Here is a 14,826-nt window from a genome sequence, read left to right on the forward strand (position 1 = left end):
GTTGGATGCAGAGGCAGCCCTGGCGTGGATCGGCCGGGGGACCGACGGAGGCTTTCGGGCGGCGGCGGTTCCTCGGGTACGTGCTGGCGGCGCCGACGCTGGTGGCCGCCGCCGAACTCGGCCTGGCGCCGACGGCCGCGGCCGGGCCTTCGGGAGCCGGGCTTGCGGAAGCCGGGGTGCCCTCGCCGGACGTCACGGAAATCGTCGATCTCAACGACCTGATGACCGCGGCGGCCCTGCCGACCTCGGCGCTGATCAAGGTCGAGGTGAACTCGGACGGCACCGTGTCGTTCGCCCTGCCGCGGGCCGAGGTGGGCCAGGGCATCACCACCTCCACGGCCATGCTGATCGCGGAGGAACTGTCCGTACCGCTTGACCGGGTACGCGTCACGCTGGCCGACGCCCGGCCGGAGCTGATGTTCAACCAGCTCACCGGCGGGTCGAACACCACCATCTCGACGTACACCCCGATCCGGGTCGCCGCCGCCATCGCCCGACGCCGGTTGCTGGAGGCCGCCGCGACCGAACTCGGCTCTCCGACGGCAGACTTGACGCTGAAGGACGGGGTGATCACCGACGGCTCCGGCGGCAGCGTCGATATCGGCGTGCTCGCCGAGAAGGCCGCGAGCTTGCGGACCGAGCGGGTGAACGTCGAGCTCACCCCGCGCGAGAACCTCACCGTCATCGGCACACCCACCAACCGGATCGACGCCCTGGACGCGGTGACCGGGCGCAAGAAGTTCGCGATGGACCTCGACGTCCCGGACGCGAAGCCGACGATGGTGTGCCGCCCACCCACCATCAACGGCAAGGTCGGCTCGGTCGCCAACCTCGCCGAGGTCCGCGCCCTGCCGGGCGTCACCGATGTCGCGGTGATCTCCACCGGTGTCGCGGTGCGCGCCGAGACCTTCGGCCAGTGCATCGACGCCGGACGCGCCCTGAACGTCTCCTGGAAACCCGGAACCGCGGAAGGCAAGTCCGACGACTCCGTGCTCCGCGAACTGGCCGCCGCGGAGCCACCGATGGGCCTGCCGCCGCTGACGCCATCCGTGGAAGGCAAGTTCACCTTCTACTTCCGCAGCAACAGCGCGCTCGAACCCAACTGCGCGATCGCCGACGTACGGTCCGACCGCGCCGAGATATGGGCGTCGATGAAGTCACCGATCGTCGCCAAGCAGACCATCGCCGCCAAGCTCGGCCTTCCGCTCGACAAGGTCGCCGTGCACGTCACGGAGGGCGGCGGTTCCTTCGGGCGCAAGCTGTTCTTCGACGCCGCCCTTGAGGCCGCCGAGGCGTCACAGACGATCGGCAAGCCCGTGAAGCTCATGTGGCACCGCACCGACGACTCCCGCCAGGGCCGCACCCACCCCATGGCCACCTCGCGGGTACGCGCCGACTACGCCGGTAACACCGTCCTGAGCTACAAGCAGCGGCACACCAGTGTCTCCACGGACCTCGGCCACGGGCTCGGGGAGATCATCACCGCCATGGCCGCGAAGCTCCCGGTGGGGGACATGGCCCACTCCCAGACGTTTTTCCACCTCACCCAGAGCATGTCGTACGACTTCGGCGCGAGCAGCCGTCTCCTCAACGAGACGGACAAGGGCTTCAACACCGGCAGCATGCGCAACGTCTACTCGCCCGACGTGACCTGCGCCCGGGAGCTCATCGTCGACCAGCTCGCCGCGAAGATGGACAAGGACCCGTACGCGTTCCGGCGGGACTTCCTTCGGAACGACCGCTCCCGTGCGGTCCTGGAGAAGGTGGCCGAGGTCGGCGAGTGGGGCTGGTCCATGCCCACCGACACCGCGCAGGGCATCGCCTTCCACGCCGAGTACAAGGCCGTCAGCGCCGCGCTGGTGGAGGTCGACTGCCGACCCGAGACCGTCAACCGCCCCATCCGGAACGGTGTGGCCGGACCCCGCGTCACCAAGGCCGTCTTCGCCGTGGACGTCGGTCTCGCCGTCAACCCGCGCGGTCTGGAAGCGCAGATGATGGGCGGCATCATGGACGGCATCGCCCTGGCGCTGACCTCGAGCCTGCACCTGCGCGACGGCTACTTCCTCGAAGGCAGCTGGGACAACTACTTCTACACCCGGCAGTGGAACTCCCCGCCCGAGCTCCGGATCATCGTCATGCCGAACACCTCCGAAGAGCCGGGCGGCGCGGGGGAGTTGGGCGTCGCCGCGTCGATGGCGGCGGTCGCCTGTGCGTACGGCCGCGCGACCGGCACGATGCCGACCAGCTTCCCGATCAACCACGGCACGCTCTCCTTCGAGCCCAAACCGACCGTCCCGCCCATCCCGCAGTCCCCGACGGACGGCCTGGACCACGCCCGCTGAGTCGCCGGTTGTCGCCGCCTGCCGAAGCTGAACCAAGGAGAATCCGAGTGCCCGAGCACACTTTCCGCGTCAACGGCGAACAGGTCACCGTCGACGTCGCCGACGATGTGCGCCTGCTGTGGGTGCTGCGCGACATCCTCGGCATCACCGGACCGAAGTACGGCTGCGGCATCAACGTCTGCAAGGCGTGCACCAGCCACCTCAACGGCAAAGCGGTCAACCCCTGCGCGATTCCGGTCAAGGAGCTCACGGAGACCGACGAGGTCACCACCATCGAAGGTCTCCCGGCCACGGTCGGCAAGGACCTGCACCCCATGCAGCAGGCCTGGCTCGACCACGACGTGGTCCAGTGCGGCTACTGCCAGCCCGGCCAGATCATGGCCGCCGTGGCACTGGTACGCCGCGCCGCCGAGGAAGGCCGCGAGATCACCGACGCCGACCTCGACGGGCTCCGCAACATCTGCCGCTGCGGCACGTATTTCCGTATCCGCGAGGCCATCAGGACCGGGGCCGAGAACATGTGAGGCGGCACGGGCCCCCGGTGGTCAGTCCTCGGAGTGCGTCGCCGGTTCCAGCATCGGCACGAGGAACTGCCGGGCCACCGCGGCGAGTTGCTCGTCGTCGTCGAGGTCGATGACATGGCTGGGGAACGCCAGGAAGGAGGCGGAGACCCGGACCATCAGCTCCGCCACGAGGTCGGTGTCCACCTCGCCCGATACGTTGCCCGCGCCCTGCTCGCGGCGGAGCTGGCCCGCGACGAACTGCCGCACGGTGGCCAGGGTCCGTCCCCCGTCACCGGTCATGGAGGCCATGAGCAGGTTCGGCTCGGTCTCGATCAGGCCGCCGATCAGCGGGTTGCCCCGGATCGCGCGCAGCGAGCTGACAAAGCCGAGAACCACGCGGTCGGCGGTGGTCTCGGCCTCCTGGATGTCGACGAGGAACTGGTCGAAGTAGCGGCGGAATTCCCGTCGTACGACCTGCTCGACCAGCGCGTCCTTCGTGGTGAACCGCCGGTAGACGGTGATCCGCGAGACCCCGGCCCGTCGGGCCACGTCCTCCATGGTGGACCGCTGGATGCCCATGCGACTGAACAGGTCGTAAGCGGCGTCGAGCACGCGTGCACGGGTCGCGTCCGTGTCGTCGTCGGCAGCGACCCGCTCCACGGCGTCGATGTACGCCCGCTCAAGGAGTGACTCCGAGCCGGGCGGCGTGATGAGGACGGACAGCGTAGGTTCCACGATCTCCCCCTGAGACTCCCGACTCTACCTCAATCGCCAACTGCCCTTACCGCACGAGGACTTGGCACGACCGGTCCGTGGTGCTACTGCTGGTATGAAGAAGCAGGATGCGTTTCACCGTATCAAGACCGTACCAACCGTACCAGGAAGATGCGCTCGGCCTCGAGGAGGAGGAACGAAGCATGGACAAGCCCAGCAGGCGCAATGTGCTGAAGGCGGGCGGGGTGTTGGGCGCGCTTGGGGCGCTGAGCGTCGCGACGCCCGCACAGGCGGTCCCGCCGTGGACATGGTCACCCCAGGGCTCGGTGGCGGGCCGAGGAGCGGGTACGGACCCGCGGTGGGTGTGGGACGAGGAGGCCGACCGGCTCGTGGCCTCGCTGCTCGACCGCGGCGACGTACCCAAGGTCAATGAACTCCTTCGACAGTGGACCAAGAACGGCCAGCCGCTGCCCGACGGACTCCCGGCCGACCTGCGTGACTTCATGGAGCGGGCCCGGCAACTCCCCTCCTGGGCCGACCGGGACAAGCTGGCCACAGCCGTCGAGTTCAACGAGAAGCGGGGCCTCTACCTCGGGGTGCTGTACGGCCTCGCCAGCGGCATGATGAGCACCGTCATCCCCAAGGAGGCGCGCGCGGTCTACTACTCGCAGGGCGGCGCGGACATGAAGGACCGCATCTCCAAGACCGCCAAGCTCGGCTACGACATCGGGTCACGGAACGCCTATCAGCCCGACGGCGAAATGATCGTGACCTGCGTCAAGACCCGCCTGGTGCATGCGGCGGTACGTCACCTGCTGCCGCAGTCCCCGCACTGGCCGGACGTCGCCGAGGAAGAGATCCCGATCAGTCAGCGGGACATGATGGTCACCTGGCACTCCCTGCCGACGACCGTCATGCGGAAGCTGACCGCCTGGGAAGTCCCCATCCCCGCCGAGGAGTCGGCGGCCTTCCTGCACTCGTGGCAGCTGAGCGCGCACATGCTCGGCATCAAGGACGAGTACATCCCCGCGTCCTGGGACGAGGCCAACTCGCAGGCCGAGCAGGTCCTCGACCCGGTACTCGCGCCGACGACCGAGGGCGTCAAGCTGGCCCACATCCTGCTCGAGCTCGGACCCGACGGGGGCCTCCTCAGCAAGCACATACTCGGCGCGTTCACCCGCTACATGCTCGGCGACCGGATCGCCGACTGGCTGGAGATCGACAGGGAGCCGGTCTGGGACTCGCTCCTCGAGGTGAGCTGGCTGCCCTTCGTCGCCGTCCGCGAGGGCCTGCTCCCCTTCCCGGCCGCGCCGGAGGCCTACTGGACCTTCGACGAGTTCCTCCGCAAGACCATGCTCTTCTATCTGTCCGAGGGGCGGCCGATCAGCATCGAGATCCCGGAGACCAACCGCCCGTCCTGACCGGACCGTTGCCGCGGGCCCACCGGCCAGGGTCCGCAGCAGCAACACCACCATCACCGAGGCGCGGCTTCACGGACGTGGCGGGCCGCACCGTCGCCGTGGACAGCGGGACCAACCAGGAGAAGATCCTCATGGACTGGAGCCGACAGGCGGAGAAGGCGGGCCTGAAACCCGTGAACGGCTTGGTGAAGCCCCTCGCCACCGGCGGTACGACGGCCCACGTCCTGGCCATCGACTACGCGCTGCGTCCGGTGCTCAGCTCCATGGGCGCCACGCACATCACCCCGGGTTGGTTCACGCTCGACAAGGACCTCACGGTCGCTCCCGGCGCGGCCGAGGCCCTGGCTCATGTCACGGACCAGTTCTCGCTGGCGCTCGGGGGCCGTCCCGCGCTGCTCGCCGCCGCGGGCTGACCTGCCTCGAACCGGCCGTCGGGAGAGCTGAACTCGCCCGGCTCGCCTGCTGGTTGGGCGAAGGTTCGGCGGCACCCTCCGCCCATTGCGCGAGACGGGCAGTCCGCATGGTGAATACCCCCTTGCTCAGGGGTTCTTGTGCCGCCACTATTCCTATCAATCCCGTGGGGAAACTAGGAAACTTGAGGGGTAGTGGCCGTGAGAACGCTGATCCTGTTGGCCCTGGCCGGGCTCGGTGCCCAATTGGTGGACGGGAGCCTGGGCATGGCCTACGGCGTCACGTCCACGACGCTGCTGCTCGCCGTCGGTACGAATCCGGCCGCGGCGTCCGCCACCGTGCACCTGGCGGAGATAGGCACCACGCTCGCATCCGGCGCGGCGCACTGGCGGTTCGGCAATGTGGACTGGCGGGTGGTGGCGAAGATCGGCATCCCGGGGGCCGTCGGCGCCTTCGCGGGCGCGACCTTCCTCTCCAAGCTCTCCACGGAGCTCGCCAAGCCCGTAATGGCCCTGATTCTCCTTGGCCTTGGCCTCTACGTCCTGTCCCGCTTCACCTTCGTAGGCCTGCCGAAGGGCAACCTCGGCAAGCCGCTGCGCAAGCGGTTCCTGTCGCCGCTCGGCCTTGTCGCCGGGTTCCTCGACGCCACGGGTGGGGGTGGCTGGGGGCCGGTGGGCACCCCGGCGATCCTGGCCAGCGGGCGCCTGGAGCCGCGCAAGGTGATCGGCTCGATCGACACCAGCGAGTTCCTGGTCGCCGTCGCCGCGAGCCTCGGTTTCCTCTACGGGCTCGGCTCCGAGGGCGTCAACGCGGCCTGGGCGGTGGCCCTTCTGGTCGGCGGCCTGATCGCCGCGCCGATCGCGGCGTGGCTGGTGCGCCATGTGCCGCCGCGCATCCTCGGCTCGGCGGTCGGCGGTCTCATCGTCCTGACCAACGTACGGACACTGCTCCAGGGCGACTGGGTCGCCGCGGGCGACGGTGTCCAGTGGACGGTCTACGGCCTCATCTACGTGGTGTGGGCGGCCGCCATCGCGTACTCACTCCGCGAACACCGCCGTCAGGCGACCCTGGAAGCGGTGGAGTCGGTGGAGAACACCCCGGCACCGGCCCCGGCACCGGCCTCGGTGCCGGGCCCTTAGAACCTTGGAACCCCACAAGGTCGGGGTCGGGGTCGGCACAAGGTCAGGGGCGGCCCGCGAGGACCGCCTTGAGCGACGCCTCGAGCCTGTCCACACCGGCGTGCAGTTCGTCGTCACTCGTCGTGAGCGGCGGGGCGATCCGGAAGATGCCGCCCATGCCCGGCAGTTGGACGATGTTGAGGTGCAGGCCGCGTTCCAGACAGGCCGTCGTGACGGCTTGGCCGAGTGCGTCGGCGGGGGTCTTGCTCTCCTTGTCGGTCACGAGCTCGATGCCTTGGAGGAGGCCACGCCCGCGTACATCGCCGACGACTTCGTACGCATCGCGCAGGCCAAGCAGCCGCTCGGTGAGCTGTTCACCCAGCTTCGCGGCACGTGCGACGAGGTTGTCGCGCTCGACGACGTCGAGGACGGTCAGCGCGACCGTCGCCGCGAGAGGGTCCGAGACGTGGGTGGTGAAGAAGAGGAAGCCGCGGTCCCGGCAGACCTGCTCGATGGCGTCACTCGTCACCACGGCCGCGACCGGCAGACCGGCCCCGAGCGTCTTGGAGAGCGTGAGGATGTCGGGAGTGACCCCGTCGCGCTCGAAGGCGTACATGTGCCCCGTGCGCCCAAGGCCGGTCTGCGCCTCGTCGAGGATGAGGAGCATGCCGCGCTCGGCGCACAGCTCCTTCAGGCGGGCGAGGTAGCCGGGCGGCAGGTCGATGATGCCGCCGGACGACAGGATCGGCTCGACCAGGCATGCGGCGAGCGCCCCCGTCGACTGCTGATCGACCAGCGCGAACCCGTACGCGAGCTCAGCCTCCCAGTCGTACGAACCATCGGGCCGACGGAACGGCGAACGGTAGCCGTTGGGGGTCGGCAGGGTGAGGTTCCCCGGCAGGGTCGGGCCATACCCGCGGCGCCCGGCGGAGAAGGTGGCCGCCGCGGCCCCGGACGTCATGCCGTGCCAGGACCGGTCGAACGAGACGATCTCGTACTTGCCGGTGTACAGCTTCGCCATCTTGATGGCGGCTTCGTTCGACTCCGCTCCGGTCGTCAGGAGCAGCGTCTTGGTCAGGGTGTCGGGCAACGTCGCGGCGAGCCTCTTGGCCAGGTCGACGACCGGCCGGCTCAGCATCCCGCTGAACAGATGGTCCAGCGAGGCGACCGACCGGGAGACCGCGCGGACGACGTCCGGGTGCGAGTGCCCCAGGACCGCGCTCATCTGGCCCGACGTGAAGTCGAGGATGGCCGATCCGGCTGTGTCATAGACGTAGGCACCGGCAGCGCTCTCGATGACGCGCGGCGTGAAGGACGCTCCGTACCGGACCACATGACGGTCGACGTCATCCCAAAAGGTGTCCGCGCTCACGAGACCTCCTGAATCGTTGATCTATGGCAGCCAGGGTATCTATGGCATAAACGACTATGCCATTTAGGCGCGAGGAAGCGCCAGGACTCAGATCGAACCAGAGGCAGATGCGATTTATGACCTAGTGGACTAGGCTCAAGAGTGGGTCATAAAAGCGAAGCAGGGGGCCATGGTCGCCAACATCAGCGTCAGTCAGCACTCCGACGTCCCGATCTACCGGCAGATCGTCACGCAGCTGACGTTCATGATCGAAATGGGGCAGCTGTGCGATGGTGAGCGCCTGCCCGGCTCGCGCCTGCTCGCTGACAACTTGGGCATCAACCGCAACACCGTGGCGCACGCCTACAGCGAGTTGCGGGAGCAGGGCCTCGTCGAGGCGCGGGGACGCAACGGCATGGTCGTGGTCGGAGGCGAGCAGGCGCGTTCGGCCTCGGCGGCTCGGGACCGGGCCCGCGAGGTCCTCGAGTCGGCTGCGCGCGAGTGCATGGAGCTCGGGCTTACGGCGTCCGACATTCAGGAGCTCGTCATGAGCTTTGTGGCGGGCGCGGCGGACAACGTGCCCAAGGTGTCCTTCGTCGAGTGCAACGTGGACCGGGCCGAGCACTTCTCCGGTGAGCTGGAGAGGCACTTGGGCATCACCGTCAAGCCTCTGGTCCTCGGCGACTTCGACCCTGCCGACGAGCACCCCGATCTGGCCCTGACGACCTTCTTCCACCTCGCCGAAGTACGCGGCCTGCTGCGCCGCCCCACGACGGACGTCGTCGCGATCGTGGTCGCGCCGCACATCCAGACGCTGCTCCAGGTCGCCCAGGTGCCGAAGAACCGCACGGTGGGCCTGTGGTACTCGACCGACGACCAGGCCGCGAGCATCCGCGACTCCCTTACGCAGGCCGGAGTGACCAACATCGAGGTGCTCGCGGGCACGACCGACGACGATCTCCAGGGCGTCGACCTCGTGGTCGTTCCCAGCGAGATGCCCGACCTGAAGCAGCGACTCGAGGGCCGCATCCGCGTGATCGAGTTCGGGAACGTTCTGGACGCCGCCTCGATCCGTATGGTCAGCGACGTCGTACGGGATCTACGAGTGGCCAAGTCGCGTGGGGCGCTGGGCGCTGTCTAAATGCGTTCCCCCGGGTCAGGAGCAGTGTCCGAACCACTAACGACATGGCCCTTGGGGCCCCGGAGGCGATGCCTTCAGGACCCCAAGGGCCAGGGCGGCGCGGTCCTAGTTGATGTCAAGCGCCGTCCCGTACAGCCGATTTACCTTCAGCCGGATGACCACCCGGCGCTCGGCGACCAGCTGCTCCAGGAACGCGTCCTCGTCCTCCGGCTTCGCGGACTCCGGGATCATCGCGAGCAGTTCCCGCCCCACCGCGTCACCCGGAACAGCCGTGATCTCGGAGACCTCCGCCTCGCCCTCGGCAACGGCGAACGACCACACATCGCCGCCCGGCACATGCAGCGCCGCCCGCGGATCACGCCGCAGGTGCTTGAGCTTCACACGGTCGGCCGTGGTGGAGAACCGCACGATCCGGGCCTCGGGGTCCCAGCTGTAGAGCATGGTGGTCAGATGCGGATGGCCGCTGCGCTTATTGGTGGCGAGGGTGCCGAACTGCTGCTTCCCGAGCAGGTCGGAGAGCGCGTCGTCGGACAGCGGGCGGGGTGCGGGACCTTGAGTCATGACGGGGGCAACTTCCGTATGTGCTCCGGGTATTCCCACGTTCCCCACGTTCCCTTGCTCTCTCGTTGACGCAACCGGGTGGTGCGGGCCAGGTGAAACGGGGCCCAGTGGTCACGCGTGGAAGTGGGGTGCGGGGCGTGCAGACCGTACGCTGAGCTGCGGGCCGGGTGCGGTCCGGTGGACGGTGAAGCGGCAGCGTACGGATGTGGGCGGCCGGAGCGTACGGAAGTGAGTGGCATGAGTGAGCGGCAGATGCAGATCGGTGAAGTGGCCGAGCGGACCGGCCTTTCGCTGCGCACGATCCGCCACTACGAGGAAGTCGGCCTCGTCATCCCCTCGGCCCGCAGCAAGGGCGGCTTCCGGCTCTACACGGAGGGCGACGTCGAGCGGCTGATGGTCATTCGGCGGATGAAACCGCTCGACTTCTCCTTGGAGGAGATGCGGGATCTTCTGCAGATCACCGATCGCCTTGGTGACACCGATGATCCGCCCGCCGGTGAGGAGCTTCAGCAGCTGCGTCAGCGCCTCGACTCGTATCGCAAGGTCGCCGATGCCCGGTGCGAGACCCTCCGCAACCAGTTGATGGCCGCGGAGGACTTCGCTGCAACCTTGCGCCGTCGCCTGGACGCCGACATGCACCCGTGAGTGCCGAATGCACCCGTAGTGCCGAGGACTCACCCGCGTAGCGACGCCGAGATGTCCTCCAGGCTGCGGCCCTTGGTCTCCGGGAGCTTGCGGTGGAGGTACGCGACACCGAGGAGCCCGAAGACGCCGTAGATCCAGAACAGGCCCGTGGGCGTGAGGGCGTTGATGGTGGTGAGGACGGTGAGCGAGATGGCGAAGTCGAGGCCCCAGTGGGTGACGTTGCCGAACGAGCTCGCCTTGCCGCGGACCGCGGTGGGGAAGATCTCGCTGTTGATGAGCCAGATGGCCAGGCCGAGGCTGGGCGCGAAGGCCGCGATGTACAGACAGAGCCCGGCCACCAGGAGGCCGCCGGAGACCGGCCGTCCATCGTCCCCCATGAGGTAGAGGGCGCCCAGGAGGACCAGGGCCAGGACGACGACCGACGTGCCGCCGAGCAGCAGCGGGCGGCGGCCGACCCTGTCGACGAGCAGCAGCGCCACGAACGTCAGACACATGTTGACCAGGCCGATGCCGAGCGAGGACAGGATCGCGGCGGAGCTGCCGAATCCGGCCTGCTTCAGCATGGTGGGCGCGTAGTAGATCACCGCGTTCACGCCGACGAGCTGGTTCGTGGCCGCGACGACGACGCCGAGGAGGACGGCGGGGCGCATCGCGGGCCGGAGCAGGTCGCGGTAGCTGGTCCGGGTCTCGGCCGCGGACAGGGCCTCGATCTCGGCCAGCTCCGCGTCGGCGGCCTCGGGGGTACGGGTGCGCAGCAGGGCCGCCCGGGCCTCGTCCCGTCGGCCGCGGTCGAGCAGCCAGCGCGGGCTCTCCGCGAGCCGCCGGACACCGAAGAACATCGCGAGCGCCGGGACCAGGCCGAGGCCCAGCATCCAGCGCCAGCCTCCCGCGTCGTCGAAGAGATAGCCGACCAGGAACGAAACGAAGATCCCGACCGTGATCATGAGCTGGTTGAGGGAGACCAGACGGCCGCGGGAGTGCGCCGGGGCTATCTCGGCGATGTACGCGGGCACCGTGAGGGACGCCGTACCGATGGCCATCCCCAGCAGGATGCGGGCGACGATCAGGATCTCGACGCCCGGCGCCGCGGCGGACGCGACCGCACCCACGGCGAAGATGGCGGCCCCCACGAGCAGGGTGCGCCGCCGCCCCGCCGCGTCCGTGACGGCGCCCGCGCCCAGAACGCCGACGATGGCGCCGAGCAGCAGGGAGGCGACGGTGACCTGCTGCATCCCGTCGGAGAGACCGAACTCCGGGGTGATGAACAGCAGCGCCGAGGAAATGATCCCCGTGTCGTACCCGAACAGGAAGCCGCCAAGCGCGGCGACCGCGGAGGCACCGAGGAGCGAGCGGCGGGCGGCGGAACTCAGCGGCGGAGAACCTGGCGGCGTAGCGGCGCCGACGGCGGTGGCCTGAGGCATGGGACAACAACTCCTGGTCCTGAAGCGGGACGGGACGAGAGATACGGGACGTGTTTCGGCTCGACGGCTGTACGACAGTGGCCGGCCGCTGTGGTCCGTCGCCCCGCCCTGAGTCGGCTCGGCGGGGCGACGGACCCCAATTGCGGCTGCGGCCGCGATCGGTAAATGCGGCTTCAACGTGCGGCTCGAAGGCCGGTCACGAACGCCCATAGCGGCACACGTCATTGAGTGCCCCCGGGACGTCCGGTCGGGAAGCGACCGGCCCGGTGCAGCATGGTGGCCGGGGAAACCGTTCCGCGCAACCGTTTGCGCAATCGTTTTCCTGAGATGCCTCACGTACGATCCCCCGTAACGCATACGACCGAGCCGAGGAGCCGCCCATGGCGAAGATGGCCGATGTCGCCCGCCGGGCCGGCGTCTCCGTCTCGACCGTCTCGCACGTCATCAACGGCACCCGCTACGTCAAGGACGAGACCCGCGACCTGGTCCTGGAGGCCGTGCGTGCGACCGGCTACACGCACAACACCGTCGCCCGCTCCCTGAAGACCTCCAGCACCCTGACCCTGGGCCTGGCCGTCTCCGCCGTCGGGAACTTCCACTTCGCGGAGCTTGTGTCCGCCGTGGACGCCGCGACCCGGGCCTCCGGCTACACGCTGCTCATGGCCGACACCCACGACGACCCGGCCGAGGAGCTGCGCGTCGTCCGGATGCTGCACGAGCGGCGCGTGGACGGCCTGTTGCTCGCCACCGCCGCGGGGCCGCGCGGCGCCGCCCTGCGCTTCGTCAAGAACGCCGGGCTGCCGACCGTGCTGATCGACCGGTGTGCCTCGTCGGCCTTCGACCAGGTCGCGACCGCCAATGTCGAGGCCATGGCACGGCTCGTCGACCACCTCGCCGACCTCGGCCACCGCCGGATCGGCCTGGTCGCCGGGCGGCGCGGCCTGCGCACCAGCAGTGAGCGGCAGCGCGGCTGGCGGCGCGGCATGGAGCGTAAGGGCCTGGATCCGGCCGCGGATCTTGTCGTGGTCGGTGACTCGCAGGCGTATCCCGCCGAGCTCGCCACCGAGCGTCTGATGACCTCCCCGGACGCGCCCACCGCCCTGGTCTCCGGCAACAACCAGATGACCCTCGGCGTGCTGCGCGCCCTGGCCCGGCTCGGCCGCAAGGTGCCCTCGGACGTGGCGCTGTGCGCCTTCGACGACTTCGAGTGGGCCGACCTGATGCACCCCGCGCCGACCGCCATCGCCCAGCCCGTGGAGGAGACCGGGCGGCGCGCGGTGCAGCTGCTCATCGAGCGGATAGCGGACCCGGACGGGGAGCGCAGGACGGTGCTTCTGGAGCCGACCTTCGTGCACCGGGAGTCGTGCGGCTGCGCGCTCGGAACCTGACGCTTGGGCCTTGACTTCCGTACGGCGGATGGACTTTGGTTACCTCGCGGTGGATACGGCGCGCTCCTCGGCTGGCGTGCCGACGACCACCCCTTGCCTCAAGTCGTAGCCCCAAGTCCCCCTGCGCGTCCGGTCGATCGGGAACGGCCCGGTGCCGTGGGGGTCTCCTCAAGGATTCCTCGACAGGACTCCTCTACAGCACCCCTCGATGTGGAGAGAACTATGCCGTTCCCGAGCCGTCGCTCCGTCCTGACCTCCGCCCTCGGCCTCTCGGCCGCCGCCGCAGTCCCCGGGGCGACCCTCCTCGGCGGCACCGCGACCGCCGCCCCGGCCTCCGCCACCCAGGGCGCCCGCGCCGCCTCCGGCGCACGCCTCGAGACGTACCGCCCCCGGCTGCACTTCTCCCCGGCCAAGAACTGGACCAACGACCCCAACGGGCTCATCTTCCACGAGGGCCGCTGGCACCTGTTCTTCCAGTACAACCCCGAGGGCGACGTCTGGGGCAACATGTCCTGGGGCCACGCCGTCAGTTCCGACCTGCTGCACTGGGAGGAGCGCCCGGTCGCCATTCCGCACGACGCCCAGGAGATGATCTTCTCGGGGTCGACGGTGTACGACGAGCGCAACACCAGTGGCCTCGGCTCCGGCGGTACGGCCCCGCTCGTCGCCATCTACACGAGCACCCTCAAGGACGCATCGGGACTCCAGCGCCAGTCCCTCGCCTACAGCACCGACGCGGGGGAGACCTGGACCAAGTACGAGGGCAATCCCGTCCTCGACATCGGCGCGCGGGATTTCCGCGACCCGAGCGTCTTCTGGCACGCGGACAGCGGTCGTTGGGTGATGGCCCTCGCCCTGCCCACCGAGTACCGGATCCGCTTCTACGCCTCGGATGACCTCAAGTCCTGGGAGCACCTCAGCGACTTCGGCCCCCTCGGCGCGACCGGCGGCATCTGGGAATGCCCCAACCTGTTCCCGCTCGGCGACCGCTGGGTGCTGCTCGTCAGCCTCAACCCCGGGGGCCCGGCCCGGGGTTCGGCCACCCAGTACTTCACCGGCACCTTCGACGGCACCGCCTTCACGCCCGACCCCGACCAGGGCACCCGCTGGGTCGACTGGGGCGCCGACTGCTACGCGGGCATCACGTACAACGACGCCCCCGACGGCCGCCGTGTCTTCGTCCCCTGGATGAACAACTGGCTCTACGCCGACCGCATCCCCACCTCGCCCTGGCGCGGCGCCATGGGCTTCCCCCGCGAACTCACCCTGGAAGGCGGCCAGTTGGTGCAGCGGCCGGTGCACGAGCTGGAGTCCCTGCGCACCCGTACGCTCCTGTCCCTGACCGACACCACGGTCCCCGAGGGCACCCGCGAACTCCTCGCCGACACCGGCCAGTTCTACGAGCTCGACGCCGTTCTGGCGCCGGGCAGTGCAGGCACGGCCGACTTCGGGCTCGACGTGCGGACGGGCGGCGGCGCGTACACCCGGATCGGGTACGACACCGCGGCGGGCGAACTGTTCCTCGACCGCAGGGCCTCCGGGGACGTCGACTTCGCCGCCGAGTTCCCCGGTGTGCACCGCGCCCCCGTGGCGCTGCCGGACGGCGGCCTCGACCTGCGCATCCTGGTCGATGCCTCGTCCGTCGAGGTGTACGCGGCGGGCGGCACGGTCTGTCTGACGGACCAGATCTTCCCGGACCCGGAGGCCTGCGCCCTGCGCGCGTACGCACGCGGCGGCGCGCTGCGGGTCGCGAGCCTCACGGCGCGGGCCCTGCGCTCGGCCCGGCGGCGCTGACCTGCACGACGGTTGC

The 14,826-nt window shown here is 69.4% G+C and carries 12 protein-coding genes and 1 pseudogene; 9 read left to right on the plus strand and 4 right to left on the minus strand.

From position 1 onward, the window contains the following. Positions 1 to 5 precede the first annotated feature (5 nt). Together ACWD10_RS15985 and ACWD10_RS15990 are read left to right on the plus strand one after the other, a co-directional pair. Positions 6 to 2,342, plus strand: coding sequence for a molybdopterin cofactor-binding domain-containing protein (locus ACWD10_RS15985; RefSeq protein WP_451091189.1), 2,337 nt, complete (start codon positions 6 to 8; stop codon positions 2,340 to 2,342). 47 nt (positions 2,343 to 2,389) lie between these two features. Next, a complete protein-coding gene (locus ACWD10_RS15990; RefSeq protein WP_451091191.1) occupies positions 2,390 to 2,866 on the plus strand; it encodes a (2Fe-2S)-binding protein in 477 nt (158 codons plus the stop codon). Between the two features lie 21 nt (positions 2,867 to 2,887). Here ACWD10_RS15990 and ACWD10_RS15995 read toward each other — a convergent pair whose 3' ends face one another. Continuing rightward, positions 2,888 to 3,580, minus strand: coding sequence for a TetR/AcrR family transcriptional regulator (locus ACWD10_RS15995; protein ID WP_451091193.1), 693 nt, complete (start codon positions 3,578 to 3,580; stop codon positions 2,888 to 2,890). Positions 3,581 to 3,762: 182 nt separating this feature from the next. Here ACWD10_RS15995 and ACWD10_RS16000 point away from each other — a divergent pair, with 182 nt between their 5' ends. The 3 genes and pseudogenes from ACWD10_RS16000 (at position 3,763) to ACWD10_RS16010 (ending at position 6,530) form a co-directional block, all read left to right on the plus strand. Next, positions 3,763 to 4,980 (plus strand): oxygenase MpaB family protein, encoded by a 1,218-nt coding sequence (locus ACWD10_RS16000; RefSeq protein WP_451091195.1) that lies wholly within the window; start codon positions 3,763 to 3,765, stop codon positions 4,978 to 4,980. Positions 4,981 to 5,165: 185 nt separating this feature from the next. Then, positions 5,166 to 5,393, plus strand: a pseudogene (locus tag ACWD10_RS16005) (NADPH-dependent FMN reductase); the annotation flags it as partial. Positions 5,394 to 5,591: 198 nt separating this feature from the next. Beyond that, positions 5,592 to 6,530: a sulfite exporter TauE/SafE family protein gene (locus ACWD10_RS16010; protein ID WP_451091197.1), complete on the plus strand. Its 939-nt coding sequence runs from the start codon at positions 5,592 to 5,594 to the stop codon at positions 6,528 to 6,530. A 43-nt stretch (positions 6,531 to 6,573) separates the two neighbouring features. Here the strand turns inward: ACWD10_RS16010 and ACWD10_RS16015 are convergent, their stop codons facing one another. Next, entirely contained in the window at positions 6,574 to 7,881 is a 1,308-nt protein-coding gene (locus tag ACWD10_RS16015; RefSeq protein WP_451091199.1) for an aspartate aminotransferase family protein, read from the minus strand. A gap of 169 nt (positions 7,882 to 8,050) precedes the next feature. Here ACWD10_RS16015 and ACWD10_RS16020 point away from each other — a divergent pair, with 169 nt between their 5' ends. After that, a complete protein-coding gene (locus ACWD10_RS16020) occupies positions 8,051 to 9,001 on the plus strand; it encodes a GntR family transcriptional regulator (protein WP_451091201.1) in 951 nt (316 codons plus the stop codon). A gap of 105 nt (positions 9,002 to 9,106) precedes the next feature. On the opposite strand, the gene ACWD10_RS16025 is transcribed toward ACWD10_RS16020, so the two are convergent. Further along, positions 9,107 to 9,562: a PPOX class F420-dependent oxidoreductase gene (locus ACWD10_RS16025; RefSeq protein WP_451091203.1), complete on the minus strand. Its 456-nt coding sequence runs from the start codon at positions 9,560 to 9,562 to the stop codon at positions 9,107 to 9,109. A 237-nt stretch (positions 9,563 to 9,799) separates the two neighbouring features. Between ACWD10_RS16025 and ACWD10_RS16030 the strand changes: the two genes are divergently transcribed. After that, positions 9,800 to 10,207 (plus strand): MerR family transcriptional regulator, encoded by a 408-nt coding sequence (locus ACWD10_RS16030; RefSeq protein WP_451091205.1) that lies wholly within the window; start codon positions 9,800 to 9,802, stop codon positions 10,205 to 10,207. A 29-nt stretch (positions 10,208 to 10,236) separates the two neighbouring features. On the opposite strand, the gene ACWD10_RS16035 is transcribed toward ACWD10_RS16030, so the two are convergent. Then, positions 10,237 to 11,628, minus strand: coding sequence for a sugar porter family MFS transporter (locus tag ACWD10_RS16035; protein WP_451091207.1), 1,392 nt, complete (start codon positions 11,626 to 11,628; stop codon positions 10,237 to 10,239). 380 nt (positions 11,629 to 12,008) lie between these two features. Between ACWD10_RS16035 and ACWD10_RS16040 the strand changes: the two genes are divergently transcribed. Both ACWD10_RS16040 and ACWD10_RS16045 read left to right on the plus strand, forming a co-directional pair. After that, positions 12,009 to 13,016, plus strand: coding sequence for a LacI family DNA-binding transcriptional regulator (locus ACWD10_RS16040; protein ID WP_451091209.1), 1,008 nt, complete (start codon positions 12,009 to 12,011; stop codon positions 13,014 to 13,016). A 222-nt stretch (positions 13,017 to 13,238) separates the two neighbouring features. Continuing rightward, the gene (locus ACWD10_RS16045; protein WP_451091211.1) at positions 13,239 to 14,810 is read left to right on the plus strand and encodes a glycoside hydrolase family 32 protein; all 1,572 of its coding nucleotides are present in this window, start codon (positions 13,239 to 13,241) and stop codon (positions 14,808 to 14,810) included. The last annotated feature ends 16 nt before the right edge of the window (positions 14,811 to 14,826 follow it).

The organism is Streptomyces sp. NPDC002851 (assembly GCF_053591935.1).